Annotated in this window: 22 protein-coding genes and 1 pseudogene; 10 read left to right on the forward strand and 13 right to left on the reverse strand. The window is 62.3% G+C overall.

All coding sequences use genetic code 11. The features are described 5' to 3' along the window. Positions 1-40 precede the first annotated feature (40 nt). Both ABID19_RS02020 and ABID19_RS02025 read right to left on the reverse strand, forming a co-directional pair. Positions 41-1,063, reverse strand: coding sequence for an ABC transporter permease (locus ABID19_RS02020; protein ID WP_354487585.1), 1,023 nt, complete (start codon positions 1,061-1,063; stop codon positions 41-43). A 210-nt stretch (positions 1,064-1,273) separates the two neighbouring features. Next, positions 1,274-2,038, reverse strand: a complete 765-nt coding sequence (locus ABID19_RS02025; protein WP_354487586.1) for a phytanoyl-CoA dioxygenase family protein — start codon at positions 2,036-2,038, stop codon at positions 1,274-1,276. A gap of 138 nt (positions 2,039-2,176) precedes the next feature. Between ABID19_RS02025 and ABID19_RS02030 the strand changes: the two genes are divergently transcribed. Beyond that, positions 2,177-3,067 (forward strand): AraC family transcriptional regulator, encoded by an 891-nt coding sequence (locus ABID19_RS02030; protein ID WP_354487588.1) that lies wholly within the window; start codon positions 2,177-2,179, stop codon positions 3,065-3,067. A 38-nt stretch (positions 3,068-3,105) separates the two neighbouring features. Here ABID19_RS02030 and ABID19_RS02035 read toward each other — a convergent pair whose 3' ends face one another. From ABID19_RS02035 to cueR, 3 genes are all read right to left on the reverse strand, one after another. Further along, a complete protein-coding gene (locus ABID19_RS02035; protein ID WP_354487590.1) occupies positions 3,106-3,774 on the reverse strand; it encodes a phytochelatin synthase family protein in 669 nt (222 codons plus the stop codon). Positions 3,775-3,897: 123 nt separating this feature from the next. Beyond that, the gene (locus ABID19_RS02040) at positions 3,898-4,449 is read right to left on the reverse strand and encodes a cytochrome c (protein ID WP_354487592.1); all 552 of its coding nucleotides are present in this window, start codon (positions 4,447-4,449) and stop codon (positions 3,898-3,900) included. Further along, positions 4,446-4,844: a Cu(I)-responsive transcriptional regulator gene (gene cueR, locus ABID19_RS02045; RefSeq protein ID WP_354487594.1), complete on the reverse strand. Its 399-nt coding sequence runs from the start codon at positions 4,842-4,844 to the stop codon at positions 4,446-4,448. Before cueR ends, ABID19_RS02040 begins: the two co-directional genes overlap by 4 nt. 808 nt (positions 4,845-5,652) lie before the next feature. Here cueR and ABID19_RS02050 point away from each other — a divergent pair. The 3 genes from ABID19_RS02050 to ABID19_RS02060 are packed head-to-tail and all read left to right on the forward strand — an operon-like array spanning position 5,653 to position 8,641. Next, a complete protein-coding gene (locus tag ABID19_RS02050) occupies positions 5,653-6,720 on the forward strand; it encodes a type III polyketide synthase (RefSeq protein WP_354487596.1) in 1,068 nt (355 codons plus the stop codon). Then, positions 6,717-7,430 (forward strand): methyltransferase domain-containing protein, encoded by a 714-nt coding sequence (locus tag ABID19_RS02055; protein ID WP_354487598.1) that lies wholly within the window; start codon positions 6,717-6,719, stop codon positions 7,428-7,430. The genes ABID19_RS02050 and ABID19_RS02055 overlap by 4 nt, the downstream gene beginning before the upstream one ends. Then, positions 7,427-8,641 (forward strand): NAD(P)/FAD-dependent oxidoreductase, encoded by a 1,215-nt coding sequence (locus ABID19_RS02060; protein ID WP_354487600.1) that lies wholly within the window; start codon positions 7,427-7,429, stop codon positions 8,639-8,641. Before ABID19_RS02055 ends, ABID19_RS02060 begins: the two co-directional genes overlap by 4 nt. A 269-nt stretch (positions 8,642-8,910) precedes the next feature. Here ABID19_RS02060 and ABID19_RS02065 read toward each other — a convergent pair whose 3' ends face one another. Then, positions 8,911-9,174, reverse strand: coding sequence for a hypothetical protein (locus tag ABID19_RS02065; protein ID WP_352931426.1), 264 nt, complete (start codon positions 9,172-9,174; stop codon positions 8,911-8,913). Between the two features lie 253 nt (positions 9,175-9,427). Between ABID19_RS02065 and ABID19_RS02070 the strand changes: the two genes are divergently transcribed. Then, on the forward strand, positions 9,428-10,867 hold the full coding sequence (locus tag ABID19_RS02070) for an FAD-binding oxidoreductase (RefSeq protein ID WP_354487602.1): 1,440 nt from the start codon (positions 9,428-9,430) through the stop codon (positions 10,865-10,867). Positions 10,868-11,016: 149 nt separating this feature from the next. Here ABID19_RS02070 and ABID19_RS02075 read toward each other — a convergent pair whose 3' ends face one another. After that, complete coding sequence (locus tag ABID19_RS02075; protein ID WP_354487604.1) at positions 11,017-11,442, reverse strand: hypothetical protein; 426 nt, start codon at positions 11,440-11,442, stop codon at positions 11,017-11,019. Between the two features lie 501 nt (positions 11,443-11,943). Between ABID19_RS02075 and ABID19_RS02080 the strand changes: the two genes are divergently transcribed. From ABID19_RS02080 to ABID19_RS02095, 4 genes are all read left to right on the forward strand, one after another. Further along, positions 11,944-13,410: a DUF2778 domain-containing protein gene (locus ABID19_RS02080; RefSeq protein WP_354487606.1), complete on the forward strand. Its 1,467-nt coding sequence runs from the start codon at positions 11,944-11,946 to the stop codon at positions 13,408-13,410. A 233-nt stretch (positions 13,411-13,643) separates the two neighbouring features. Continuing rightward, positions 13,644-14,429: a ThuA domain-containing protein gene (locus tag ABID19_RS02085; RefSeq protein WP_352931433.1), complete on the forward strand. Its 786-nt coding sequence runs from the start codon at positions 13,644-13,646 to the stop codon at positions 14,427-14,429. A gap of 73 nt (positions 14,430-14,502) precedes the next feature. Beyond that, complete coding sequence (locus ABID19_RS02090; RefSeq protein WP_354487608.1) at positions 14,503-15,561, forward strand: Gfo/Idh/MocA family protein; 1,059 nt, start codon at positions 14,503-14,505, stop codon at positions 15,559-15,561. A 25-nt stretch (positions 15,562-15,586) separates the two neighbouring features. Further along, positions 15,587-15,988, forward strand: coding sequence for a GFA family protein (locus ABID19_RS02095; RefSeq protein ID WP_354487609.1), 402 nt, complete (start codon positions 15,587-15,589; stop codon positions 15,986-15,988). Between the two features lie 121 nt (positions 15,989-16,109). Here ABID19_RS02095 and ABID19_RS02100 read toward each other — a convergent pair whose 3' ends face one another. Beyond that, a complete protein-coding gene (locus tag ABID19_RS02100; protein WP_354487611.1) occupies positions 16,110-16,976 on the reverse strand; it encodes an alpha/beta fold hydrolase in 867 nt (288 codons plus the stop codon). Continuing rightward, positions 16,973-17,575 (reverse strand): TetR/AcrR family transcriptional regulator, encoded by a 603-nt coding sequence (locus ABID19_RS02105; RefSeq protein WP_354487613.1) that lies wholly within the window; start codon positions 17,573-17,575, stop codon positions 16,973-16,975. The genes ABID19_RS02100 and ABID19_RS02105 overlap by 4 nt, the downstream gene beginning before the upstream one ends. A 116-nt stretch (positions 17,576-17,691) precedes the next feature. On the opposite strand from ABID19_RS02105, the pseudogene ABID19_RS02110 reads away from it, so the two are divergent. Continuing rightward, positions 17,692-18,692, forward strand: a pseudogene (locus ABID19_RS02110) (NADP-dependent oxidoreductase). A gap of 33 nt (positions 18,693-18,725) precedes the next feature. Here the strand turns inward: ABID19_RS02110 and ABID19_RS02115 are convergent. The 4 genes from ABID19_RS02115 to ABID19_RS02130 all read right to left on the reverse strand — a co-directional run bounded on the left by ABID19_RS02115 (position 18,726) and on the right by ABID19_RS02130 (position 21,683). Continuing rightward, complete coding sequence (locus tag ABID19_RS02115) at positions 18,726-19,454, reverse strand: amino acid ABC transporter ATP-binding protein (RefSeq protein WP_354487615.1); 729 nt, start codon at positions 19,452-19,454, stop codon at positions 18,726-18,728. A gap of 29 nt (positions 19,455-19,483) precedes the next feature. Beyond that, positions 19,484-20,158: an amino acid ABC transporter permease gene (locus ABID19_RS02120; protein WP_354487616.1), complete on the reverse strand. Its 675-nt coding sequence runs from the start codon at positions 20,156-20,158 to the stop codon at positions 19,484-19,486. After that, positions 20,155-20,826, reverse strand: coding sequence for an amino acid ABC transporter permease (locus tag ABID19_RS02125; RefSeq protein WP_354487618.1), 672 nt, complete (start codon positions 20,824-20,826; stop codon positions 20,155-20,157). The genes ABID19_RS02120 and ABID19_RS02125 overlap by 4 nt, the downstream gene beginning before the upstream one ends. Positions 20,827-20,894: 68 nt before the next feature. After that, a complete protein-coding gene (locus ABID19_RS02130; protein ID WP_354487619.1) occupies positions 20,895-21,683 on the reverse strand; it encodes an ABC transporter substrate-binding protein in 789 nt (262 codons plus the stop codon). Positions 21,684-21,741 lie beyond the last annotated feature (58 nt).

Consider the following 21,741-nt stretch of genomic DNA (forward strand, 5'->3'; position numbering starts at 1 on the left):
TTGGCCTTTTGACTGGCCTGTTGCTTTGGTTTTCCTGCTTTCAGCTCGGCCGGCGCGTGCTCCATTTGTCGATGCCGACCGCTATGATGATGACCAGACCGATCATCAGTTCCTGGACGAAGGGCGACACGCCCATCAGCACCAGCCCGTTGCGCATGACGCCGATGATCAACACGCCGAGAATGGTGCCGAGGATCGTGCCTTCGCCACCCGACAGCGAGGCGCCGCCGACGATGGTCGCAGCGATGACGTCGAGCTCCAGTCCGAGTCCGGTGCGCCCGGCCTGACCGCTCGGCAGGAAAGCCAGGCTCAAAATGCCGGCGAAGGCGGCCAGCACGCCCATCAGCACGAAAGCGCAGATCTTGACCGAATTGACGGAAATGCCTGAGACGCGCGCGGCCTTGGCGCTGCCGCCGACGGCGTAGACGCGGAAACCGAAATTGGAGAAGGACAGCACCACCCAGGCAAGTGCTGCGATGATGACAAAAAACACCAGCTGCATCGGGATGATGCTGAACAGATAGCCTTGGCCCATGAAGCCGAAGGTCTGCAGGACCTCGGGCAGGGCGCCGTTGCGGGCGTTCACCGTTACCGGCTGGCCGTTGGTCAGGATGAGGGCGGCACCGCGCACGATGGAGAGCATGCCAAGCGTCGCGATCAGCGAGGGCAGCCGGCCATAGGTGGAAAGCACGCCGTTGACGAGCCCTATGGCGACGCCGGTGAGCAGGCCGACGCCTATCGCCGGCAGCAGCGCCCAGCCGGCGATGATCAGCATGCCGGTGGCGAGGCCGGAGAATGCGTAGGTAGAACCGACCGACAGGTCGACCTCGCCGGCGATCAGCACGAATGTCATGCCGACCGCCATGATCCCGAGCAACGAGATCTGGCGACCGACATTGAGCAGGTTCAGCGATGTCAGGAACCCGTCGGTGGCGAAGGACAAAAACAGGCACAGCACGAGCAGCGCGATGAACACGCCCGCTTCGCGCGCCCGCAGCAGCCGCGCCAACGTCAATCGGTCCGTGGCTGGCGCGCGCGCGCCGGTCCTGACCGCATCGGCCATACAGCATCCTCCCTGTGCGTGGCGAACCGCCGGTCACGACCGGCGCCGCCACTCTTCTCCCGTTCCATCATCGACCCGTACCGAGCTCGTGCCGGGCCGATGCATGAGAGCCAATCATCCCGAACAGAATCAGGATGCGGCTCTATCTCCCTGCTTTTCCACGATCTTTCCGATCATGGTTGGCGTGATTTCTCGCACCCGCTTTTGACGTCAGGACGCCTTGCGGAACGAACCGGCAGGCACCTTGCGCAACTCGTCGTAATTTCCGTATTCGCGCACCTTCTTGAACGGCGCGTTTTCGACAGCGTTGTAGGAGCAGATATAGCCCCAGCGATAGGTATCCGAGCGATTGGCATCCGAGCGGTGCAGCAGATTGCCGTCGAAGATCAGCGCGTCGCCGGCTTCCATCTCGACATAGATATGCTCGTAGCGCTTCAGCGCGGCCTCCAGATGCTCCTGCTCGACATTGGTCTGATCGTTCTCGCGGATGTGGTTGAGGCGGCCGAGCTTGTGCGAACCCTTGAGCACCTGCAGGCAGCCATTTTCGCGGGTCGCCTTGTCGAGCGCGACATAGATGCTCATCATCTCCGGCGCGAGGCAGCCGTAATTATACCAGTAGCCGAAATCCTGGTGCCATTCCCAGGCGCCGCCCTCATTGGGCTGCTTCATCGTCATCTTGTGGCTGTAGAGATAGATCGGTTTGCCGACGGCATCCTCGGCGAGATCGACCATGCGCTCGTCGCGCGCCAATAGACCGTATTTGTCGTCCTCAGCCTTGGTCCACATCTTCAGGAGAGTGGTCTTGCCCTCCTTGTCGCCCTTGGCCATGACGGCGCCGCTCTTGGTCTCGGCCTCCAACTGCTTGCGTGCGTGGTCGCGAAAATCGTCCACCTCGGCCACGCTCAACAGCCCCTTGCGGATAATGTACCCGTCGCTGATGTAACGTTCCGTTTCTTCCTTGGTCATCGCGAGCATCGTCTTGCCTCCCTGGTCTTCGCGAACGGGCCCTCAGCGGCGCAACGCGCCTTGAAGGTCTTGGGAAGAGCGAGGTCTCGAATGCCTGCCTCGCCTGCCTCTTGAGAACGACCATAGCGGCGCCTGGCAGGGAACGAAATGGACAGCATCGCGCAGTTTTTGTATAAAACGCGCATGCGGGCAAGAACGTCGGTTCTCGAGAGTTTCCACTATGTGCCGGCCTCCGGATGGACACGCACGGCGTTCAGCGTGCTGCGCGCCGGCAAGGTCGCCGCGGCGCCGGATTACCGGATAGAACGCGCGGCCTATCCTGGCCAGGACATCCTCTATTGCCTGTCGGGCCGGGGCGTCGTGGAGACGCTGGGGCAGCGGCTCGATGTATGGCCGGGCCAATTGGTGTGGATGGCCAACGAGGCGCCGCATGTCCATGCCGCCGACGAGCACGATCCGTGGAGCCTGCTCTGGTTCAGGCTCGACGGGCCGGATCCGGCAATCCTGCGGCGCAAGCTGTTCGGCGAGGGGACCTTGCGGGTCGTGTTCACGGAAGCCATGAGCCCGGTTGCGTGGTTCGAGCGGCTGTTTGCCGCGCTGCGGCGGCGAGACGCCAGCCTTGACCTCAGGCTCAACCAGCTGGTTGCCGAATTCGTGCTTCTGGTCGACCGGGCGCTCGCCGGCACCGGCACCGATGATTTGCCGAAGCCGCTTGCCGCTGCCCTGGACGCCATGCGCGCAGAACCCGGATTTGCCTGGACCGCACCTGACTTGATCGCTGTTACCGGACTCGGACCCTCACAGATCCGGCGGCTGTTCCAAAAATATCTGCGGACAAGCCCGCACCAATGGCTGATGCGCGAGCGGCTGATGCAGGCGCAATCGCTGCTGGTGCAGAGCGACCAAAAACTGGCCGAGATCGCCGAAGCCTGCGGCTTCTGCGACGTCTATCATTTCGGGCGCGAGTTCAAGCGTTCGGTGGGAATCTCGCCGGCCGCCTGGCGGCGCAGCGAGTTGAGCGCCGGGCCGGGACATTAGAGCGACGCGGTGGGCGTCCTGCCGCTTTCCGAACGGTGCTACTCGATAAGCAGCAAGCCGCGCTTTTTGTCGCCGTCGCTGTCGATTGTGTCCATGGCTGAGAACAGGCGCTCTCGCTCGATCAGCCAGGGCTTGTAGTCCTCGTTTACGTCGAGCACAAAGACCATGTCCTCGGCCTCCAGGTACCCTCCGACCGGGGAAAAATGGCCAACGCCAGCGCCGAAAATCTTCTCACGGGTAAAGTTGACGATGTAGCGGCGGCCGGGATCGTTGGCGCGGTTCATGTGCTCGCGAAACGCATCGGCGCTCAGATCCCGAAGCACGGAGACCTTCCGCTTGGTGTTCGTTCGAGCGACCTCGGCAAGTTCGTCCAGCGTGAGCCCGATGATGCAGAAGCCTGTCCAGCACTTTCCCGTTCCCGCGAGGACTTCGGCTTCGGTCGTCTCCTCCTCGCCGATGGAGCGGAATGTGTTTGCGACACTTGCCGGGCCGCACCTCGACCCGTTCGATTGCCATGTGACGTCGGCGTTGAAGGTGGCAGCCACGGGCAGCTTCCAGGCGCTGTCGATCAATTCAGGGGTGCGGATAACCGATGACTGGATCGCGTCTTGCGAAACTCTGGACTGACCAGCAATCAAAATTGCAGCGCCGCCCAGCAGACCGACGACGACGATCACAATCACACCGAAAGCGAAACTGCGCTTCATTGCTGAACCTCGCGGCAAGCAGCAATCGGACAATGAAGAAAAGCCACCGCAACGTCAATCAGGCGGCACATCCCGCCAATCAACCATTCGGTCCGGCACAGAACCCTCGGAACGGCCAGGCCTTCACAGCACCTTCTGCCGGAACTTCGAATGACAGCTTGAGCAATCCTGCAGGATAAGATGCAGGAGGTGCTCGGCGGGAGTGCTGGCAGGATCGGCTCGCGCCGCTGCCGGCCGCTTGCCAAGCAGGCTGCCGCCGCCCATCGCCGGGCTGGAACCCATCCTCATGTCGTCGGTAATGTTGGCGGGCGCCCGCTCGGCCTTGGCGGCAAGCGTGGTCGCCAGCGTCCCGATGTGACGGGCCAGCGCCTCGAATTCCGAACGGGCTTGGTCGATTTCCAATCTGGCGCCCGAAGGCGCGCCCAATGTCGCGCTGGGAAATTCCGCAATGAGGGCAGGGCCGGTGCGGGCGCGAATGGTTCCGGCTGCCGCCCTGAAGGCCGCGGCGTCATAGGCCAGCTTGCCATCGAACATCCCGGCAATCGTTTTCGCGGCCGCAGCCATCTCCTTCATCGAGGCCTGGCGCGTGGCGATGATTGGGTCAGGTCCGGCGGCTGCCATCACCGCAGAGGCACAGGCAAGCAAGAGCATCGCGGTGGCGGCGGTCCATTTCACTGAACCATGCCTTCTCCCGCCAGTTCGTCGATGATCGGGCAGTCCGGCCGCTCGTCGCCATGGCAGTGCTCGACCAGATGATGCAACAGGCCGCGCAACCCCATCAGTTCGGCGATCTTCCTGTCGATCTCCTGCAGCTTGGCCCCGGCGATAGCTTTGACGTCGGCGCTCTCGCGGTCCTTATCCTGGTACAGCGAAAGCAACTGGCGGCACTCGTCGACCGAAAAACCCAGGCTGCGCGAGCGCTGCAGAAACCGCAAGCGGTGGATGTCGTCTGCCGAATAGTCACGATAGCCATTCTCCGTCCGGGCCGGGCGCAAAAGCCCGATGTCCTCGTAATAGCGTATCGTCTTGGACGGCAGGCCGGATCTTTCGGAAGCGATGCCAATGTTCATGATGAAAATCTCCGTTCGCAAAGAAAATAGACCTTCCAGCAGCTGGAAGGTCAAGTGCCAGGGTGATTTTCACGCGTTGCAGCCCGTTCGGGAGGAGGATGACGAGACGCGGTATCGTGAGAGGGTCGTTAGCGCGCCGTTAGTAATTCCAGAGCCGACCCAAGTACTATCTACTCACGCGGCGGATCTTCGCTAAAGCGAATGTGTTAGCGAAGGCCAAGGAAGCTGAGTATCGCGATTACGATAACAACGGCCCCAACCAGCCAGATGATATTGTTCATGACAGTTCTCCTTTGTCTCTGCCGCGAGCCTTGTGGCAGCTGGCCATAATTTATAGCGAACGCCCTCACGGCGTTCTCGTTCCAAAACTGGCGCTTCAAGCCGGCAACTGTTCTTGGGATCGGGAAAGCCCGCGCCTCTGGAGGAGCGCGGGCCGACCGGAGTACGGGCCCCGATCCAGCAGCCAATATCCGGGAGATATTCGCTGTCATCCTAAAACTGTTAGTAAGCGCTAATGTTCCGCCCATGCAGAAAAAGTCCGTGAGGATCGGACGCATGGCGCCTCGGCCGTGCTCGCATCTTGCCGGAATTGAGGGCTCTCCGGTGGACACCTCTCTGGTGGGGCATATGTTTCTAGTGCGGCGCACAGCAGTATCGCCAGGTAACAGTGCATGCGGGATTTCGGGATGAAACCAATTTGCGGAAACGTTTGTCGAACAACGCTCGAAACCTGATGCCCAACATCTGGTGCCGATGAGCAACACCTCCGGCGGCACTTTACACCGTGCACGCGCCGAGGAGACAGAATATGCCGGCCAAAGCCTATATCAACCGGATCGCGACAGCGGTGCCGGAGCATGAGGTTCATCAATTCTATCTGCGTTTCGCGGCTTCCATGCTTGCGGCCGATCGCCGAAGAATTTTCGAACGCATGGCCGATCTTGCCGGCATCGAGCGCCGCTATTCCTGTTTTGCACCTGCCGGCGATCCCGAGGGACTAACTGCCGATCTTGCCGGGACTTTTATCCGGGGCGCCTTTCCTGGAACGGCCGAGAGAATGGCAATGTTCTGTCATGCCGCACCTGTTCTGGCGCAAAAATGCGTCGACGGTTTGCGGCTTGGTGACGGCGCTTCCCGCATCACCCATCTCATCGTCACCACCTGCACCGGTTTTTCGGCGCCCGGCATCGACCTGGAACTGGTTGCGCGATGCGGCCTGTCGGACAGGGTCGAACGCACGATGATCGGTTTCATGGGGTGCTACGCGGCGATCAACGGCCTCAAGCTTGCCCGCCACATCGTCCGCTCCGACCCGCAGGCCAAGGTCCTCCTGGTCAATATCGAACTCTGCACGCTGCATCTGCGCGAAACCACCGAGCTGGAGAAGCTGCTGTCGTTCTGCCTCTGGGGCGACGGCTGTGCGGCCGCACTCGTCACCGCTGAGCCTCCCGGCATCGAGCTTGACAGCTTTCACTGTGTCGTGGCCCACGAAAAGCGGGATCTGATGAGCTGGAGCATTGGCGACCACGGCTTCGACATGGTTCTTTCCGGACAGGTCCCGGCAGCGATTCATGAGGCATTGCGGACCAACCGGGACGCCATCCTCGGTGGCCGGACGACGGAAGCGATTGGCCTTTGGGCCGTGCACCCCGGTGGACGTTCGGTTCTCGACGCTGTCGAGAGGGCGCTGAAGCTCGCGCCCGCCGCCCTGGAACCATCGCGTGAGATGCTGCGCCGGTACGGAAACATGTCGTCCGCGACCGTCATGTTCGTGATGAAGGAAATGTTGAAGGCGCTGCCGGGCCTGCTCGGCTGCGGCATGTCTTTCGGACCCGGGCTGACGGCCGAAACCATGCTTTTTCGAACTGTGTCATGAGCGGCCTGGAGCACCGCCAGCTTGAGCCGGAAATCCTCGACGGGCTTGCGGCCGACGATCCGCGAGCGCTTGCCGCACGCCGCGACCTCCGTCGGATCAACGCGCTGATGTTTCAGACGAAGATCATGGCGTCGCTGCTCAGGAAATTTGTGCCAAGGCCGCCACGCCGCATTCTGGAGGTCGGCGCCGGCGATGGCAAATTCATGCTGGCGGTAGCGCGGCGCATGGTTGGGCAATGGCCTGGGGTCGAACTGGTAATGCTCGACCGCGTCGACCTTATCACCGCGCAATTGCGTGGTGATTTCGACAGGCTGGGATGGGCGGTCGAAGGCGTCGCCGCCGATGTCTTCGGCTGGGCCAGAAAGAATGAGGACACGCGGTTCGACGCGATCACCGTCAATCTGTTTTTGCATCATTTCGACGATGCCGAACTCGTGCGCCTGTTTTCGCTGATGGCGCCGAAAGCCCCGTTGCTGTTGGCGGCTGAGCCGTCGCGGACGAAACTGGCACTGGCTGCAACCCGTCTTCTCCCGGCAATCGGCGCCAATGACGTCACCAGAAACGACGCGGCTCAAAGCGTGCGCGCCGGCTTTCGCGGCAGCGAGCTTTCCGGCCTCTGGCGGGCAGTGAACGGCAAACCGCTCGAGGAACGGCGTGCCGGCCTTTTTTCCCACATTTTCGTCGGCGCCAGCGCGGGTGACGACCCATGACGCGGTTCCATGACGCGATCATCATAGGCGCCGGCCCGGCGGGCACATCCGTGGCGCTTACGCTGGCCCGGTGCGGATGGGCCGTGGCCATTGTGGAAAAGAGCGCGTTCCCGCGGCGCAAGGTCTGCGGCGAATACATGTCGGCAAGCAATCTTGCGCTTCTGGACCAGTTGGAGATAGGCGATGCCTGGCGTGCCAGTGCCGGCCCCGAAATCCACCGTGTCGGCTTCTTTTCCGGCGAGACCTGCGTCGAGGCGCCGATGCCTCGCGCAAGGAATGGAGTTTCTGCAAGGCCCGGCTTCGGCCGGGCGCTTGGCCGGGACATTCTCGACTGTCTGCTTTTGCAGGCGGCGGGGTCGGCGGGCATCGAAATCTTTCAGCCTTGCCGCGCCGTCGCCATCGATCGGACTGGCGAAATGCAAACGGTGCGAATTCAAGCCGGAGACGAAACGACAACATTGCATGCGCCGGTTATTGTGGCCGCACATGGCTCCTGGGAACCCGGACCGCTGCCCAGCCAGCTCGGAAAGAGCAACCGCCCTTCGGACCTGCTCGGCTTCAAGGCGCATTTCACCGGATCGTCGCTGGCGCCTGATCTGATGCCTCTGCTGGTGTTTCCGGGCGGTTATGGCGGCATGGTCTCGGCGGACCATGGCCGGCTGTCGATCTCGTGCTGTATTCGACGCGACATGCTCGCGCGGTTGCGCAAACAGCGTCGCCCCAAACACCACAGCCACGCGTCGGCCGCCGACGCGGTCTGCCGTCATCTGATGGAATCGTGCCGGGGCGTCAGGGATGTCCTGGAGTCGGCTCACCCCGACGGTCCGTGGCTTGCCGCAGGTCCGATCCGGCCGGGAATTCGCTCCTGCTACGAACGGGACATCTTTCGCGTCGGCAATGCAGCCGGAGAGTCTCATCCTGTTATCGCCGAGGGCATCTCGATGGCTCTTCAGTCAGGCTGGCTGCTGGCGTCGGAACTTGCCTGCGCGCCAAAGGGTTGTGCAGGGCGCGAGGCTGCCGGCAGACGCTACGAGGCGGTCTGGAAAAGACTGTTTTCAACCCGGGTCCACGCCGCTGCAGCTATCGCCGGAATTGCGCTTCGCCCCGGTAGCGCCAGCTTGATGGCGACAATTGTCCGGAATTTCCCGCAGGCACTGACATGGGGTGCGCAACTAAGCGGAAAGACAAAGCCGGTTCCCGGCTTTGTCTAATGGCGGTTCAAACGGCAATGCTGGCGCAAACCGCAAATGGGCGCGTTTTTTTCGGTTTCGATGGAACAACAACCGCCGGTCGCGGTTGGGAACACAGTCGTTCTACTCCAGCGACTATGGAGCCGTTCGCACGGCTCGGACAAAGGCCCCGCGCTTCCTCCCCGCGGGGTCTTTTCCTGTCTGAAGACTGGGACATTCGCTACCGACCGGCCCCAACCTGTCAAAATCATTGTGTCGAGGAACTAGCTGCGGCCGTGGAGCGCTGCCGTTCATGGCTCGTCGATATCTTGTTTCGAGGGATTACGTGCGAGAGCGCGTTCCTCCTCGTCGTCCGGCAGCGCCTCGTCGCTGTCCTGGTACGGATTGTCGTCGTCTTCCTCCGGCAACTCACCCTCTTTCTCAAGGTCATAACGGATGTCGCCGTTTCCCGGCACGCTGTCTGGTAGAATTTTGCCGCCTTTGATCGCATCCCAATCCTGCTGTTCGATTGTCGGGCCTTCGGACGGATCGTCGGGTTTTCTGCGCGGTGCCATAGAAGCTCTCCTCTGCTTATGTGGATCACATGCCTAACTCCGCGGCCCGCTGCGTAGTTCCTCGACCGAGCCGGCAGGGCCATTTTGCGTCCATCCCTCGGCTGTCCCGCCGGCGCGGCCATCCAACCACCGACACTTGCCGCAAGACCCGGCCAGCAAGCGGCTTTGAACTTGCGTGGTATCTAATATAAGAGCACACTTCAAAAACGGGTGGAGGGGAAACAGCTCAGAAAAAGCAATAGGGAGGAAAGCCATGAACAGCATGAGCCTCACCACGCTTGAACGCGGCAAGACGACAGTTGATGCCGCGGCCCTGGAGGCGCTTTCGGTGCAGTTGCGCGGCACCGTGCTGAGGGAAGGTGACACAGCCTATGACGACGCACGCAGCATCTGGAATGCCATGATCGACCGGCGACCGGGGCTGATCGTGCGCTGCGCCGGCGCTGCCGACGTCATCGCCTCGGTGAATTTCGCCAGGGAAAACCGGCTTCTTGTCGCGGTCCGCGGCGGTGGCCACAACATCGCCGGCAGTGCCGTCTGCGACGGCGGCCTGATGATCGATCTGTCTTCGATGAAGTCGGTGCGGGTCGATCCGGCGACGCGGCGGGCATGGGTGGAGCCTGGAGCGACGCTCGCCGACGTAGATGCGGAAACACAGGCGTTCGAACTGGCTGTGCCCACCGGCATCAACTCGACCACCGGCATATCGGGTCTGACACTGGGTGGCGGCTTCGGCTGGATCACGCGGAAATTTGGCCTGACCATCGACAATCTTCTCTGCGCAGATGTGGTTACCGCCGACGGCAAGCTGCTGCGCGCCAGCCAGACCGAAAATCCGGACCTGTTCTGGGCACTGCGCGGCGGCGGCGGCAATTTCGGCATCGTCACGGCGTTCGAGTTCAAGCTCCACCATGTCGGTCCGCAGGTGCTGTCGGGGCTTGTCGTTCATCCCTTCGCCGACGCAGAAAACGTGCTGCGCGAGTACCGGGCAGCACTCGATACGGCCCCCGACGAACTGACCTGCTGGGTGGTCATGCGGCAGGCGCCGCCGCTGCCGTTCCTGCCGGCCGAATGGCATGGCAAGGAGGTGCTGGTTCTGGCCATGTGCTATTGTGGCGATCTCCAGGAGGGCGAGAAAGCGACGCAAAGGCTTCGCACCATCGGCACACCGATTGCCGATGTCGTGGCTCCAAATCCGTTCACCGGCTGGCAGCAGGCTTTCGATCCGTTGCTGGCGCCCGGTGCCCGCAATTACTGGAAGAGCCACGACTTCACCGCGCTTTCCGACAGTGCGGTCGAGGTCGTCACGGCGGCAATATCCAGGCTTCCCGGCCCCGAATGCGAAGTCTTCTTCGGCCATGTCGGCGGTGCCGCGGGCCGCGTGACAGCGGATGCGACAGCGTTTCCGCAGCGTAGCGCGCATTACGTGATGAATGTTCACGCCCGCTGGCGCGAACCGGAAATGGACCGCGCCTGCATCGACTGGGCGCGCGGTGTCTACGAGGCGGCCAGGCCCTATGCCGCCGGCACGGCCTATGTGAACTTCATGCCCGAGGACGAGGTCGACCGGGTCGAGGCAGCCTATGGCGGCAACTATCTGCGACTTCTGGAAATCAAGCAGCGCTACGACCCGCTGAACCTGTTCCGCATGAACCAGAATTTGCGCCCGGCGGAAGGCCTGCGCGCTGCATAGCGTGCGCACGCAATGACAAGGCCCGCACCTCCGGCGGAGGTCGCGGACCTCATTTCGGTCATGGGCCAGAGCGGTTCGCTGAACCGCTCTGGCTATTTCTTTGTGCAGTTTCCGGGCAGAAACCGCTGCATACTTTTCCTGGAACTGGTCTAGGCAGGCATCAAGATCGCTATGCGATGTACGCCGACCACGCTACTTGTATTCGTGGCACCGTCGGTTTTGCCCTTGGCGCAAGTGTACATCTCGCCTTCCTTAAGTTTGAATTCCTTGCCCGCCTTCTTGATCGTGAATTCGCCGGCAGCAATCGTGCATACCATGTCGTTGTCCATCACGGTTTCAGGAAAGACTGCTCCGGGCTGGAAGACTATATCGACGATTGAGATGCTCTTGTAAGCGGGAATGTCGGAGTTGCCAGTGCCGACCTCTACCACTCTGATGCCGGGCGCAACCTCCTTGCCCTCCGTCGGGCCGTATTGCTTGGCGGCCCTTGCAGGCGTCGCCAAGGCGAATAGAGGCGTTACCGCGGCGGCGGTGACGCCGAGAGCAATTGCAGACCTGCGATTCATGGCTTCCATCGCATCCTCCCTTTGTTGGTCACGCACAAATGTGCATGACCAAGGTATATTAGCACAGGCGCATCTACCTGTATGCAAGGCCGCGCCCGAAGCGCAACCTGCGCGCAGACGATCACAGGTGATGCGACGCTTTTTATCCCGAAACAGCCCTCAGCTGTCGCCCACCCAGGCAAGGTCTAGTCCTTTCGGTTTCTTGACTCGGTCGGCAAAAACGGGCAGCAAAGCCTGGTATGGAGGGCATTTCCGCAGTTTTCATAGTCGGGGAGGGAGCTTTTTTGATATCGACCTTCGCCCAATCGGCGATCGGTTGAGGGATTGGTTAACCAAGTTTGTCCATCTTTGAATCAATCGGCAACAGACGCGAAGCGTGCAGGGGGCACCAGGCGACTGCGATTATGACGGCAGCGAGTCCCGCATGCCGCAAGGCCGATTGAGGTTGGTTGTATGGCGTTTATGCGTTTGAATAACCGGGGTGACAATCCTGATTCTGGGTTGACTTCGATGAGGCCCGGCCTGCGCTGGGTCGCGGTTCCCGTTGTTGGCGTTGCGATTGCTTTGTGGTCGGTGGCGACCCTGGCCGGCCTTTATTCGGTGGGGACTTCGCTCACCGCTGCCTCCAGCAGTCTTCCGCAAGGCCTGCTCTCGCCGCGCACTATCGCGCTCGCCGATCACCGGCGCGCGCTTACCAATTCGTCAGCCAATTCCTGGGCGCCGTCACTGGCAAGCCGGCAGCGTCAGGCGTCGCTGCTCAGCCGGTGCGATGCCGGCTGTGCGCACGCCGCCGCGAGCTTCATGCACGAGGGCAAGGTGGCGCGTCTCAAACCGTTGGCGCAGCCGGCTGCCGTGCCGCTTGTTGCAGAAATCTCTCCGCAAGCGCGCTTCGACGCCGTGGTGGCGAAGGCGGCGTTGTCGCCGCAAAAGCTTGCTGCTGCCTTTGCCCACGCAGCACCTCCTATGCTTGCCAGCCTGCCGGCGGCCGGGCGCGTCGAGGAGCCGGTGCGCCTGCCCGAGCAGAACGGCCCGGCCTCGGTGCGCTTCGGGCCGGAGGTCGCTGAGATCGAACGATCTTCCCGTCTGGCGCTGGCGCTTGCGAATGCATTGCCGGAACAGATGATCGACGTGCTGCCGGAGGTGGCGACAGCCGACCCTGCTGCGCCGCATGAGGGCGAGGTGCAGATGGCCTCGCTGCCGCCGCAGGACGAGATGCCCGACAGCGTTCCCTTGCCGACCTTCCGCCCGCGGGCGGAAATCGATCAGTCAGACGAGGCGCCCGAGGTCGAGACACCCGAGGTCGAGACACCCAAGGCCAAAGCGCCCAAGGTCCAGACCTCGAAGGCCGCCAAGGCCCAGTCTCAGTCATCCAAAGCCAACAAGGCGCAGACCGCCGACGCTCCGCAGGTCGAGATGCCCCGGGCGCCGGCCTTGTCACCGAGGAGTTCGTCACCGGCGGCGATGCCAAGCATGCAAGCCAGCTCGGGCACGCAGGGCAAGCCGGCCAAGCGGTCGAAGGCCGCAGATATGCTGGCCTATGCCAAACCCGACAGCCCGGCGGGCGGCGGGGCCTTCCGCAACCTGTTCAGCAAGCCCGGCGTCGGCAGCGGCGTCGCCGTCTACGACATCTCGGCGAAAACCGTCTATATGCCTGATGGTTCGCGGCTCGAGGCGCATTCGGGACTGGGCGCGATGGCCGACCAGCCGCGCTACGCCAACCGGAAGAATGCCGGCCCGACGCCGCCCCACACCTACGATCTGAGGCTGCGTGAATCGCGCTTCCATGGCGTCGAGGCGCTGCGTCTCACTCCTATCGACGGCAAGAACAAATTTGGTCGGGACGGCTTTCTTGCGCACACCTACCTGCTGCGCGGCCGCCGCGGAGAATCGAGCGGCTGCGTCGTTTTCAAGGACTATGCCCGCTTCCTCGCCGCCTTCAAGAAGGGCAAGGTCAAGCGTCTCGTCGTGCGCGGCTAACGAAGCCGCTGATGCAGGTCGTGCCGCAAGGCGCGGCGCGTAGGTCGTAGCGGCGGCTGTCTTCATGGCTTCTTCATCCCAGGGTCTTCGCGACGTCGTTTCGCTCCTGCTCCGGTCCGGGATGACGAAGCTGTGGAGAGATTTCGGCCAATCTCGAAGGTTTTCAATCCTGTCCAGGGATACTATGACTGGAGGTGCCGGGGCGGCGGCTTCAACCGATCAAAGAGGATGTCATGACTATACGCGCTGTCGTTTGGGGCGAGAATATCCACGAGCGGACCAATGAGGTGGTCGCGGGGATCTACCCCGAGGGCATGCACGCAACGATCGCCAACGCGCTGAAGCTCGATCCCGAAATTTCCGTGTCATGGGCGACGCTGGAGCAGCCGGACCATGGCTTGCCGGCCGATCGTCTGGCGCAAACCGACGTCCTGCTGTGGTGGGGACACAAGGACCATGGTGCTGTCGCCGACGAGGTCGTCGAGCGTGTGGCGCGCCGCGTCTGGGAAGGGATGGGGCTGATCGTCCTCCACTCCGGCCATTTCTCGAAGATATTCAAGACGCTGATGGGCACGCCCTGCACGCTGAAATGGCGCGAGGCCGGCGAGCGCGAGCGGCTTTGGGTGACGAGTCCCAACCACCCGATCGCTGCCGGGATCGGCGAGTATTTCGAGCTCGAGAATGAGGAGATGTATGGCGAGCAGTTCGCCGTGCCGGAGCCGCTGGAAACGGTTTTCATCTCCTGGTTCCAGGGTGGCGAAGTGTTCCGGTCGGGGCTGACCTATCGCCGGGGTGCCGGCAACATTTTCTATTTCAGGCCAGGTCACGAGACCTATCCGACCTATCACGACGCTACCGTGCAGAAGGTGCTGCGCAATGCAGTGAAATGGGCGCACAACCCGCAGGGGTCAAACCCAGCCATCCTCGACGCGCCGAACGTGCCGGTGGAAAAGGCGCTTGAGCCGATCGTCGAGCGCGGCGGAAAACTCCATGCCGCTGATGAAGCCGGCTATCGCTAGGCCATCCCGTGCCTTCGGTCGGAAAATCCATGGTTGAACAACAAGATAAAGCTCCATCCTAAGGATAAGAATCATGCGTCTGTTGATACTCGGCACCGGCTGGATGGCGGAGGAGCACGCCAGGCAGTTCGGTAAGATCGAGGGCGTCGAACTGGTCGGCGCCGTCGATGTCGACCGCAAGCGTCTCGACGAATTTTCGGACACCAACGGCATTCCCAATCGCTTCACCTCGCTGGAAGACGCGCTCACATGGGACAAGTTCGACGCGGTGGCGAACGTGACGCCGGATCGCATCCACCATCCGACCACCATGACGCTGGTCGCGGCGGGCAAGCCGGTGCTGTGCGAAAAACCGCTGGCCGAAAATTACCAGAGGGCCAGCGAAATGGCTGATGCCGCCGAGCAAGCCGGCATCATCAACATGGTCAACCTGACCTACCGCAACGTTGCAGCACTGCAGAAGGCGCGCGCCATGGTGCTTGCCGGTGAGATCGGCCAGGTCAGGCACGTCGAAGCGTCCTATCTGCAGAGCTGGCTGGTATCCAAATTCTGGGGCGACTGGCGCACCGATCCGAAATGGCTGTGGCGGCTGTCGCGCGGCCACGGCTCCAATGGCGTGCTGGGGGATGTCGGCATCCACATCCTCGATTTCGCCAGCTATGGCGCCGCACTCGACGTCGACCATGTGTTCTGCCGCCTCAGGTCCTTTGACAAGGCGCCCGGCAACCGGATCGGCGAGTACGAGCTCGACGCCAATGACAGTTTCACCATGGCGCTGGATTTCAGCAACGGCGCTTTCGGCGTCGTCCATGCCAGCCGCTGGGCAACCGGTCATCTGAACGAACTGCGACTGCGCATCTATGGCGACAAGGGCGGCATCGAAGTCGTTCACAATCTGAACGGCTCGGAGCTGAAGGCGTGCATGGGCGAGAATGTCGAGGACGCCAAATGGCAGGTTCTCGATGCCGGAACGGTGCCGACCAACTACCAGCGCTTTGTCGATGCAGTGCGCACTGGCGTTCAGGCCGAGCCGTCGTTCCGCCATGCCGCCGAATTGCAGAAGGTGCTCGACCTTGCCGTCGTCTCGGATGCGAAGCGGGCAGAGCTCAGGGCCCGTGCCGAAACCCATTGATGTCGTTCGCTAAAAGGGTCCAGCCATGGTCACGCGCCGCGCCGAATGTTCCTGCGGTCAGCTTTCAGCCACTTGTTCGGGCGAGCCGGTACGCATCTCCGTCTGCCATTGCCTGGCCTGCAAGCGGCGCACGGGCAGCGCGTTCAGCTTCAACGCGCGGTTTGCGGAGAATAATGTGTCGATCCAGGGACGCTCGGCAGAGTTCACGCGCCTTGGCGACGAGGGCGGCCGCGTCATCTACAGCTTCTGCCCGGATTGCGGCACCTCCGTCCACTACCGGATTGACACGCAGCCCGGTCTGGTCGCCATCCCGGCGGGCGCTTTCGCCGACCCATCGTTCCCGCCGCCCTTCCTGTCCTTCTATCACGAGAGCAGGCGCTGCCAGTGGGTCGAGGTCCGCACTGAGCCTCTGGCGACGTTCGACTGATGACGCCGGCCGCGGGCAGGCTGAGAGAGCGACGTGCGTCCACTTGAACGCACAAAAGTACGCTCTAGCACTTCGAATCCGCGCATCGTGCTTTCCGAAATCGATTCCGATTGGGCCGATGCTAGGCCTCGAGGAAATCCAGGGCCTTTTCCACGAAGGCGCCGTGATACTGGAAAATGGCGGTATGCCCGCCATCCTCGTATAGAACCAGCTCGGCATTGGGAATGCGCCGAGCCAGGTCGACGGAATTGCTGGTGGGCACCATTCTGTCGTGGTCGCCATTCACCACGAGCACCGGGTGGCGGATACGCGATAGGTCGGCAGGGCGCTCCCGGCCAAAGGCACAGACTGCCTTGAGCTGCTGGTTGAAGGCGCCGAGCGCGATGGGCCTGTCGCGGTCATTGGTCCGTTCCTTCAATCGCTGCAGAAACTCGCGCGCCGCCTTCTTGCCCCTGGGGCTTTGGGTGAAGAAGAGGTAGTTCTTTGGGTCCTTGATGGTCAGCGCGGCGCGGATCATGTCGAAGATGGTGACGAACGCCACCCGGTCGATGCCGGTACCCCCGGCTGGGCCGGTTCCCGCGAGGATGATCTTGCGAACCAGATCAGGTTCCAACTGAACAATCGCCTGGGCGATGAAGCCGCCAAGAGATAGGCCGAGCAGATCGACCTGCTTGAAACCGAGGGTCCGGATGAAGGCAATCGCGTCGCGGGCCATTGCCTCCACCGTGTTGGGAGTGGAGCCGCCTGATGCACCAACACCACGGTTATCGAAGGTAATGACACGCCGCTTTGCGGCAATGCCATCGACGACCCGGGGATCCCAATTGTCGAGAACCGCACTCAGATGGGTGAGAAAGATCACCGGTACCCCTGACCTGGGGCCGAGCTCCCGGTAGGCGAACTTCGTGCCGTCGACGTCGACCGTTTTCGTCGGCACGTCCCTGTGTTTGATGATCGCGGCAGGTCGCGATAGCTGATGCACGTTCATGAGGATTTCCTTTCCGCTGGCTTGTCGTTCTCGCGGGGCTGGAGCAGCGCCTTCGCCGCCACCGCGCCTGCCTCAAGAATGCGATCGGACAGTTCGGTTCCGTTCACCGCGCGCGACAGCTCAAGCGTGCCGATCAGAGTCGCGAAGACGCCGAACGCGACATCTTCGGGGTCGCGGGCGTCGGGCGTAAGTTCGGCCGCCACCTGGCGCACGAGCTTGAGCAGGTGTTCGGCGTAAACCTGGCGCGTCTCGGCCGGCTCACGCGCAATTTCGGGCAACAGCGCGGCTGACGCGCAACCTTTGCCAGGATTGTCCCGGTGTTCCGCCGAGAGATACGCGTCGATGGCCATTGACGGGCCGCCGGCGGCCAATAGCTCCTGAATCTGGGCCGCCTGAGCCTCCAGCGCGGTCGCCACGCTCTCACGCACAAGCGCCGCCTTGGACGGGAAATGGGGATAGAAGGCTCCGTTGGTCAGTCCCGCCTCGCCCATGATGCCGGCGAGGCCCGATGCAGCGATGCCGTCGGAACGAAACCGTTCGGCCGCCACATCCATGATCCGCTGCCGCGATGCGTCCTTTCTACCCTTCTCGTAGCGCATGGTTTCTCCTTTTGACCGGCTATTGCATTACGATCATATTATCATTAAGTGATCGTAATGCAATAGGATGACGTGTCGGAGACGGCGCTCTGGGTCCCTCAATTTGGAAAGCTGCAATGAAGGCCTTCATCGTCGATCGATATGCAAAGAACGCTCCCCTGCGGCTTGGAGAGGTTCCAGAGCCGGAAGTGGGGGAGAATGACGTGCTGGTGCAGATCCATGCCGCCAGCCTCAATGTGCTGGACTCCAAGATCAGGGACGGAGAATTCAAGCTCATCCTGCCCTATCGCCGGCCCTTCGTTGCAGGCCATGACGTGGCCGGAACGGTCATTCGCGTCGGCTCGAAGGTCCGACAGTTCAAGCCGGGCGACGAGGTCTATGCGCGACCGCGCGACGGTCGGATGGGGCTTTCGCCGAGTACATCGCCATTGATGATGCGGACGTGGCCCTGAAGCCGAAGAACCTCAGCATGGAAGAGGCTGCATCCATTCCGCTGGTGGGGCTGACCGCCTGGCAGGTGCTGATCGAAGGGGCGAAGCTGAAGAAAGGACAGAAAGTCTTCATTCAGGCCGGCTCAGGCGGGGTGGGGACATTCGCCATTCAGTTGGCAAAGCACCTCGGCGCGACGGTCGCCACGACGACAAGCGCGTCGAACATGGACATGGTCAGGAAATTGGGCGCCGACGTCATCATCGACTACAAGAAGGATGACTTCGAGAAGGTCCTTTCGGGCTACGATCTCGTCCTGAACAGCCAGGACAACAAGACGCTCGAAAAGTCGCTGCGTGTGTTGAAGCCGGGTGGCCTCGCCGTTTCTATCTCCGGTCCGCCCGATCCTGGGTTTGCCAGGGAGAAGGGCCTGAACATGGTGCTGAGACTGGTTATACGCCTTTTGAGCGCCGGCATCAGGAGCAGGGCCAAACGCGCAGGTGTCCGATATTCGTTCCTGTTCATGGCCGCCAATGGGGTGCAGTTGACCAAGATCACGTCTCTGATCGAGTCGGGCGTTATCCGCCCGGTCATAGATCGCGTCTTCCCGTTTGAGGTGACCAATGAGGCCTTGGCCTACATCGAGCAAGGCCGCGCCAAGGGCAAGGTTGTCATCAAGGTGAAATAGCTTCGCGGCGACGAGCTTTCGTTTCCGGCAATCCTAATGCCGCAGGATCTTGCTCAGGAAGGCGCGGCTGCGCTCGGTCTTGGGATGCGAGAAGAACTCGTCGGGCGTGCCGCTCTCGACTATGGCGCCGGCGTCCATGAACACCACGCGCTGCGCGACCTTGCGGGCAAAGCCCATCTCGTGGGTCACCACCATCATGGTCATGCCTTCCTCGGCCACCGCGACCATGACGTCGAGGACTTCCGAGATCATCTCGGGGTCGAGCGCCGAGGTCGGCTCGTCGAACAGCATGATCTTGGGGCGCATGCCGAGGCAGCGCGCGATCGCCACGCGCTGCTGCTGGCCGCCGGACAGTTGCGCGGGATAGGCGTTCACCTTGTCGGCAAGGCCGACCTTGGCAAGCAACTCGCGCCCAGCCTTCTCGGCCTCAGTGCGCGGGATCTTGCGCACATGGATGGGCGCCAACGTCACGTTCTCAAGTGCGGTCTTGTGGGGATAGAGGTTGAACGACTGGAAGACGAAGCCGATCTCGGTGCGCAGCCGCGTCATGTTGGTGGCGGGGTCGCCAAGGCGCTGGCCGTCGACCACAAGGTCGCCATCACGGATCGTCTCCAGGCCGTTGATGCAGCGGATCAAGGTGCTCTTGCCCGAGCCGCTCGGGCCGCAGACAACGACCACTTCGCGCGGCTCGACGCTGAGCGTGATGTCCTTCAGCACGTTGAGCTGGCCGAACCATTTGTTGACGCCGCGAAACTCGATCATGCCGGTACCATTTTTGCTACGGTTCGACGTCATAACTGCACCTCGCCATGGGCCGCACCCATGCGCTGTTCCAGCCGGCGGGCCAGCATGATCAGCGGATAGCAGACGATAAAATAGCCGAGGCCGACGAGGAAGAAGACCAGGAGGCCGTTGGGCACACGCTGCACCACCAGCCAGCCGACGCGGGTGAGGTCGGTGAGCCCGATGGCCGAAACAACAGAGGAATCCTTGATCAGCAGCACATATTGCCCGACCAGTGGCGGCAGCACGATGCGCATCGCCTGCGGCAGCACCACCTGGCGCATGCGCTGCCAACGCGACAGGCCGGATGCAAGTGCCGCTTCGACCTGGCCTGATGGCACCGAGCGGATGCCGGCGACAACGATCTCGCAGATGAAGCAGGCGGCCAGATTGGTCAGCGCGATGATGCCGGCGGTAAAGGCGTCGAGCTCGATACCGAGCTCCGGCAGGATGAAGAAAATCAGGAAGATCTGCACCAGGAACGGCGTGCCGCGGATCAGGTCGACCCAAGCGCCGATCGCGCCGCTGATCAGCCGGTTGCCGCCGGTCCGCAGGATGCCGAGGCCAAAGCCGATCAGCGTGCCCAGCACCAGGCTGATCAGCGACAGCAGCACGGTCATGCCGAGGCCGCGCAGGGCGAGGGGGTAGCTGCCGGCGAGGCTTTGCAGTTGCTGCCAGATCATGTCCGTGCCCCCGCTAGGCCGAGCCAGCGCCCGGACAGCGCCGCCAGTCCCTTCAGCCCGTAATAGAGCAGGAGGTAGAAGGCGGCGATGGTGATAAAACCTTCCGCCGGCATGAAGCGGTCAGAGGCGAGCAATTGTCCGGCACGCGTCAGTTCGGCGACCGCAATCAGCGACAGCAGAGCGGAATCCTTGACCAGCACGATCGCCTGGCCGAGCAGCGGCGGGATCGTCACTTTGAACGCCTGCGGCAGGATGACCAGGCGCATGCGCTGGACATATGTCATCCCCGAGGCGACGCCGGCCTCGACCTGGCCGCGCGGGATCGACAGGATGCCGGCGCGGATGATCTCGGCGACATAGGCGCCGCTGTTCAGCGACAAAGCGAGGATACCGACGACGAGCTCAGGCAGGATGATGCCGAGCCGCGGCAGGCCGAAATAGAGGAAATAGAGCTGAGCCAGCAAGGGCGTGGCGCGCACCGCGTCGATATAGACTTTGGCCGGGATGCGGAACAGCCGCCTGCGCTGCAGGTTCATCGCGGCGAGCACGATGCCGACGGCGAGCGCCCCGGCAAAAGCGAGGACAGACAGCCACACGGTCGTGACGAGGCCCTGCCCGAAGAGGGGCAGATATTCGACGATGGTGCGGAAGCTGAAATTTTCGAGCATGGCGGTGAATGGCGAGTAGCGAGTAGCGAGTAGCGCTTTTACTACTCCCTACTCGCTATTCGCTCTACTCAGTGATCTTTCTTCCAGTCTTCGGAATTGACCCAGTAGTCGAGGTTCTTCTGCAGGCGGCCGTCGAGGCTGACCTGGTCGAGGAACAGGTTCATCCAGGTCAGCAGGTCCTGCTCGTCATAGCGTGTGGCGAAGGCCAGCGGCTCCTTCGACAGCATCTCCGGCATGATGGTGAAGCTGCCGGCCGGATAGGCGGTCGACTGGCCCTTGACCGCCGAGACGTCGTTGACGCCACAATCGGCCTGGCCGTTGTTGACGGCGTCGAGCAGCAGCGGACCGCCGCCCTTGTAGCTCTTGATGTCGGCGTCGGGGAAGGCCTTCTTGGCCTCCTTCTCGCCGGTCGCGCCGAGCAGCACGGCGATCTTGGTGCCCTTTGCCTTGCAGTCCTCTGTCGATTTGAACTTGCCGTCGGCCTTGGTGAAGACGGTGCTGCCCGTGTACATATAGGGCTTGGTGAAGGCGACCTTCATCGCCCGCGCCAGCGTCGGCGTCATGTCGGCGACCAGAAGATCGGCCTTGCCCGACAGCAGCGCCGGGATCAGCCCGTCCCAATCGAAATCGAGGAAGGTGATCTTGACGCCCATTTCTTTGGCCATCAGTTCGGCAAGCTCGACCGAGCTGCCGGTGCGCTCGCCGGCAGCACCGACCAACGAGAAGGGCGGTCCCTGCGTCTGCACGGCAACGCGCAATTCGCCGCGCTTGGTGATCTCGTCGAGCGTTCCGGCACTGGCCGCGGCTGTGAGACCAGCGAGCGCAAGGCCTGCGATGAAAAGCTTGGCAATCTTCATTGGGGCATTCCTCCTTGTTGTCGTTGTTCCACTTTGTTGTTCCACCCCTTGGGGTGCT

Origin of the sequence: Mesorhizobium robiniae (assembly GCF_040545535.1) — a bacterium.
Taxonomy (GTDB): domain Bacteria; phylum Pseudomonadota; class Alphaproteobacteria; order Rhizobiales; family Rhizobiaceae; genus Mesorhizobium; species Mesorhizobium robiniae.

Bases quoted from the DNA above. Each gene is read 5' to 3' on its own strand.
- ABID19_RS02065 (WP_352931426.1), bottom strand. From the start codon at position 9,174: ATGGCACCGCGCAGAAAACCCGACGATCCGTCCGAAGGCCCGACAATC.
- ABID19_RS02125 (WP_354487618.1), bottom strand. From the start codon at position 20,826: ATGCTCGAAAATTTCAGCTTCCGCACCATCGTCGAATATCTGCCCCTC.
- ABID19_RS02085 (WP_352931433.1), top strand. From the start codon at position 13,644: ATGACTATACGCGCTGTCGTTTGGGGCGAGAATATCCACGAGCGGACC.
- ABID19_RS02025 (WP_354487586.1), bottom strand. From the start codon at position 2,038: ATGCTCGCGATGACCAAGGAAGAAACGGAACGTTACATCAGCGACGGG.
- ABID19_RS02130 (WP_354487619.1), bottom strand. From the start codon at position 21,683: ATGAAGATTGCCAAGCTTTTCATCGCAGGCCTTGCGCTCGCTGGTCTC.
- ABID19_RS02105 (WP_354487613.1), bottom strand. From the start codon at position 17,575: ATGCGCTACGAGAAGGGTAGAAAGGACGCATCGCGGCAGCGGATCATG.
- ABID19_RS02060 (WP_354487600.1), top strand. From the start codon at position 7,427: ATGACGCGGTTCCATGACGCGATCATCATAGGCGCCGGCCCGGCGGGC.
- ABID19_RS02020 (WP_354487585.1), bottom strand. From the start codon at position 1,063: ATGGCCGATGCGGTCAGGACCGGCGCGCGCGCGCCAGCCACGGACCGA.
- ABID19_RS02115 (WP_354487615.1), bottom strand. From the start codon at position 19,454: ATGATCGAGTTTCGCGGCGTCAACAAATGGTTCGGCCAGCTCAACGTG.
- ABID19_RS02055 (WP_354487598.1), top strand. From the start codon at position 6,717: ATGAGCGGCCTGGAGCACCGCCAGCTTGAGCCGGAAATCCTCGACGGG.
- ABID19_RS02035 (WP_354487590.1), bottom strand. From the start codon at position 3,774: ATGAAGCGCAGTTTCGCTTTCGGTGTGATTGTGATCGTCGTCGTCGGT.
- ABID19_RS02090 (WP_354487608.1), top strand. From the start codon at position 14,503: ATGCGTCTGTTGATACTCGGCACCGGCTGGATGGCGGAGGAGCACGCC.
- ABID19_RS02050 (WP_354487596.1), top strand. From the start codon at position 5,653: ATGCCGGCCAAAGCCTATATCAACCGGATCGCGACAGCGGTGCCGGAG.
- ABID19_RS02030 (WP_354487588.1), top strand. From the start codon at position 2,177: ATGGACAGCATCGCGCAGTTTTTGTATAAAACGCGCATGCGGGCAAGA.
- ABID19_RS02100 (WP_354487611.1), bottom strand. From the start codon at position 16,976: ATGAACGTGCATCAGCTATCGCGACCTGCCGCGATCATCAAACACAGG.
- ABID19_RS02075 (WP_354487604.1), bottom strand. From the start codon at position 11,442: ATGGAAGCCATGAATCGCAGGTCTGCAATTGCTCTCGGCGTCACCGCC.
- ABID19_RS02070 (WP_354487602.1), top strand. From the start codon at position 9,428: ATGAACAGCATGAGCCTCACCACGCTTGAACGCGGCAAGACGACAGTT.
- ABID19_RS02080 (WP_354487606.1), top strand. From the start codon at position 11,944: ATGAGGCCCGGCCTGCGCTGGGTCGCGGTTCCCGTTGTTGGCGTTGCG.
- cueR (WP_354487594.1), bottom strand. From the start codon at position 4,844: ATGAACATTGGCATCGCTTCCGAAAGATCCGGCCTGCCGTCCAAGACG.
- ABID19_RS02120 (WP_354487616.1), bottom strand. From the start codon at position 20,158: ATGATCTGGCAGCAACTGCAAAGCCTCGCCGGCAGCTACCCCCTCGCC.
- ABID19_RS02095 (WP_354487609.1), top strand. From the start codon at position 15,587: ATGGTCACGCGCCGCGCCGAATGTTCCTGCGGTCAGCTTTCAGCCACT.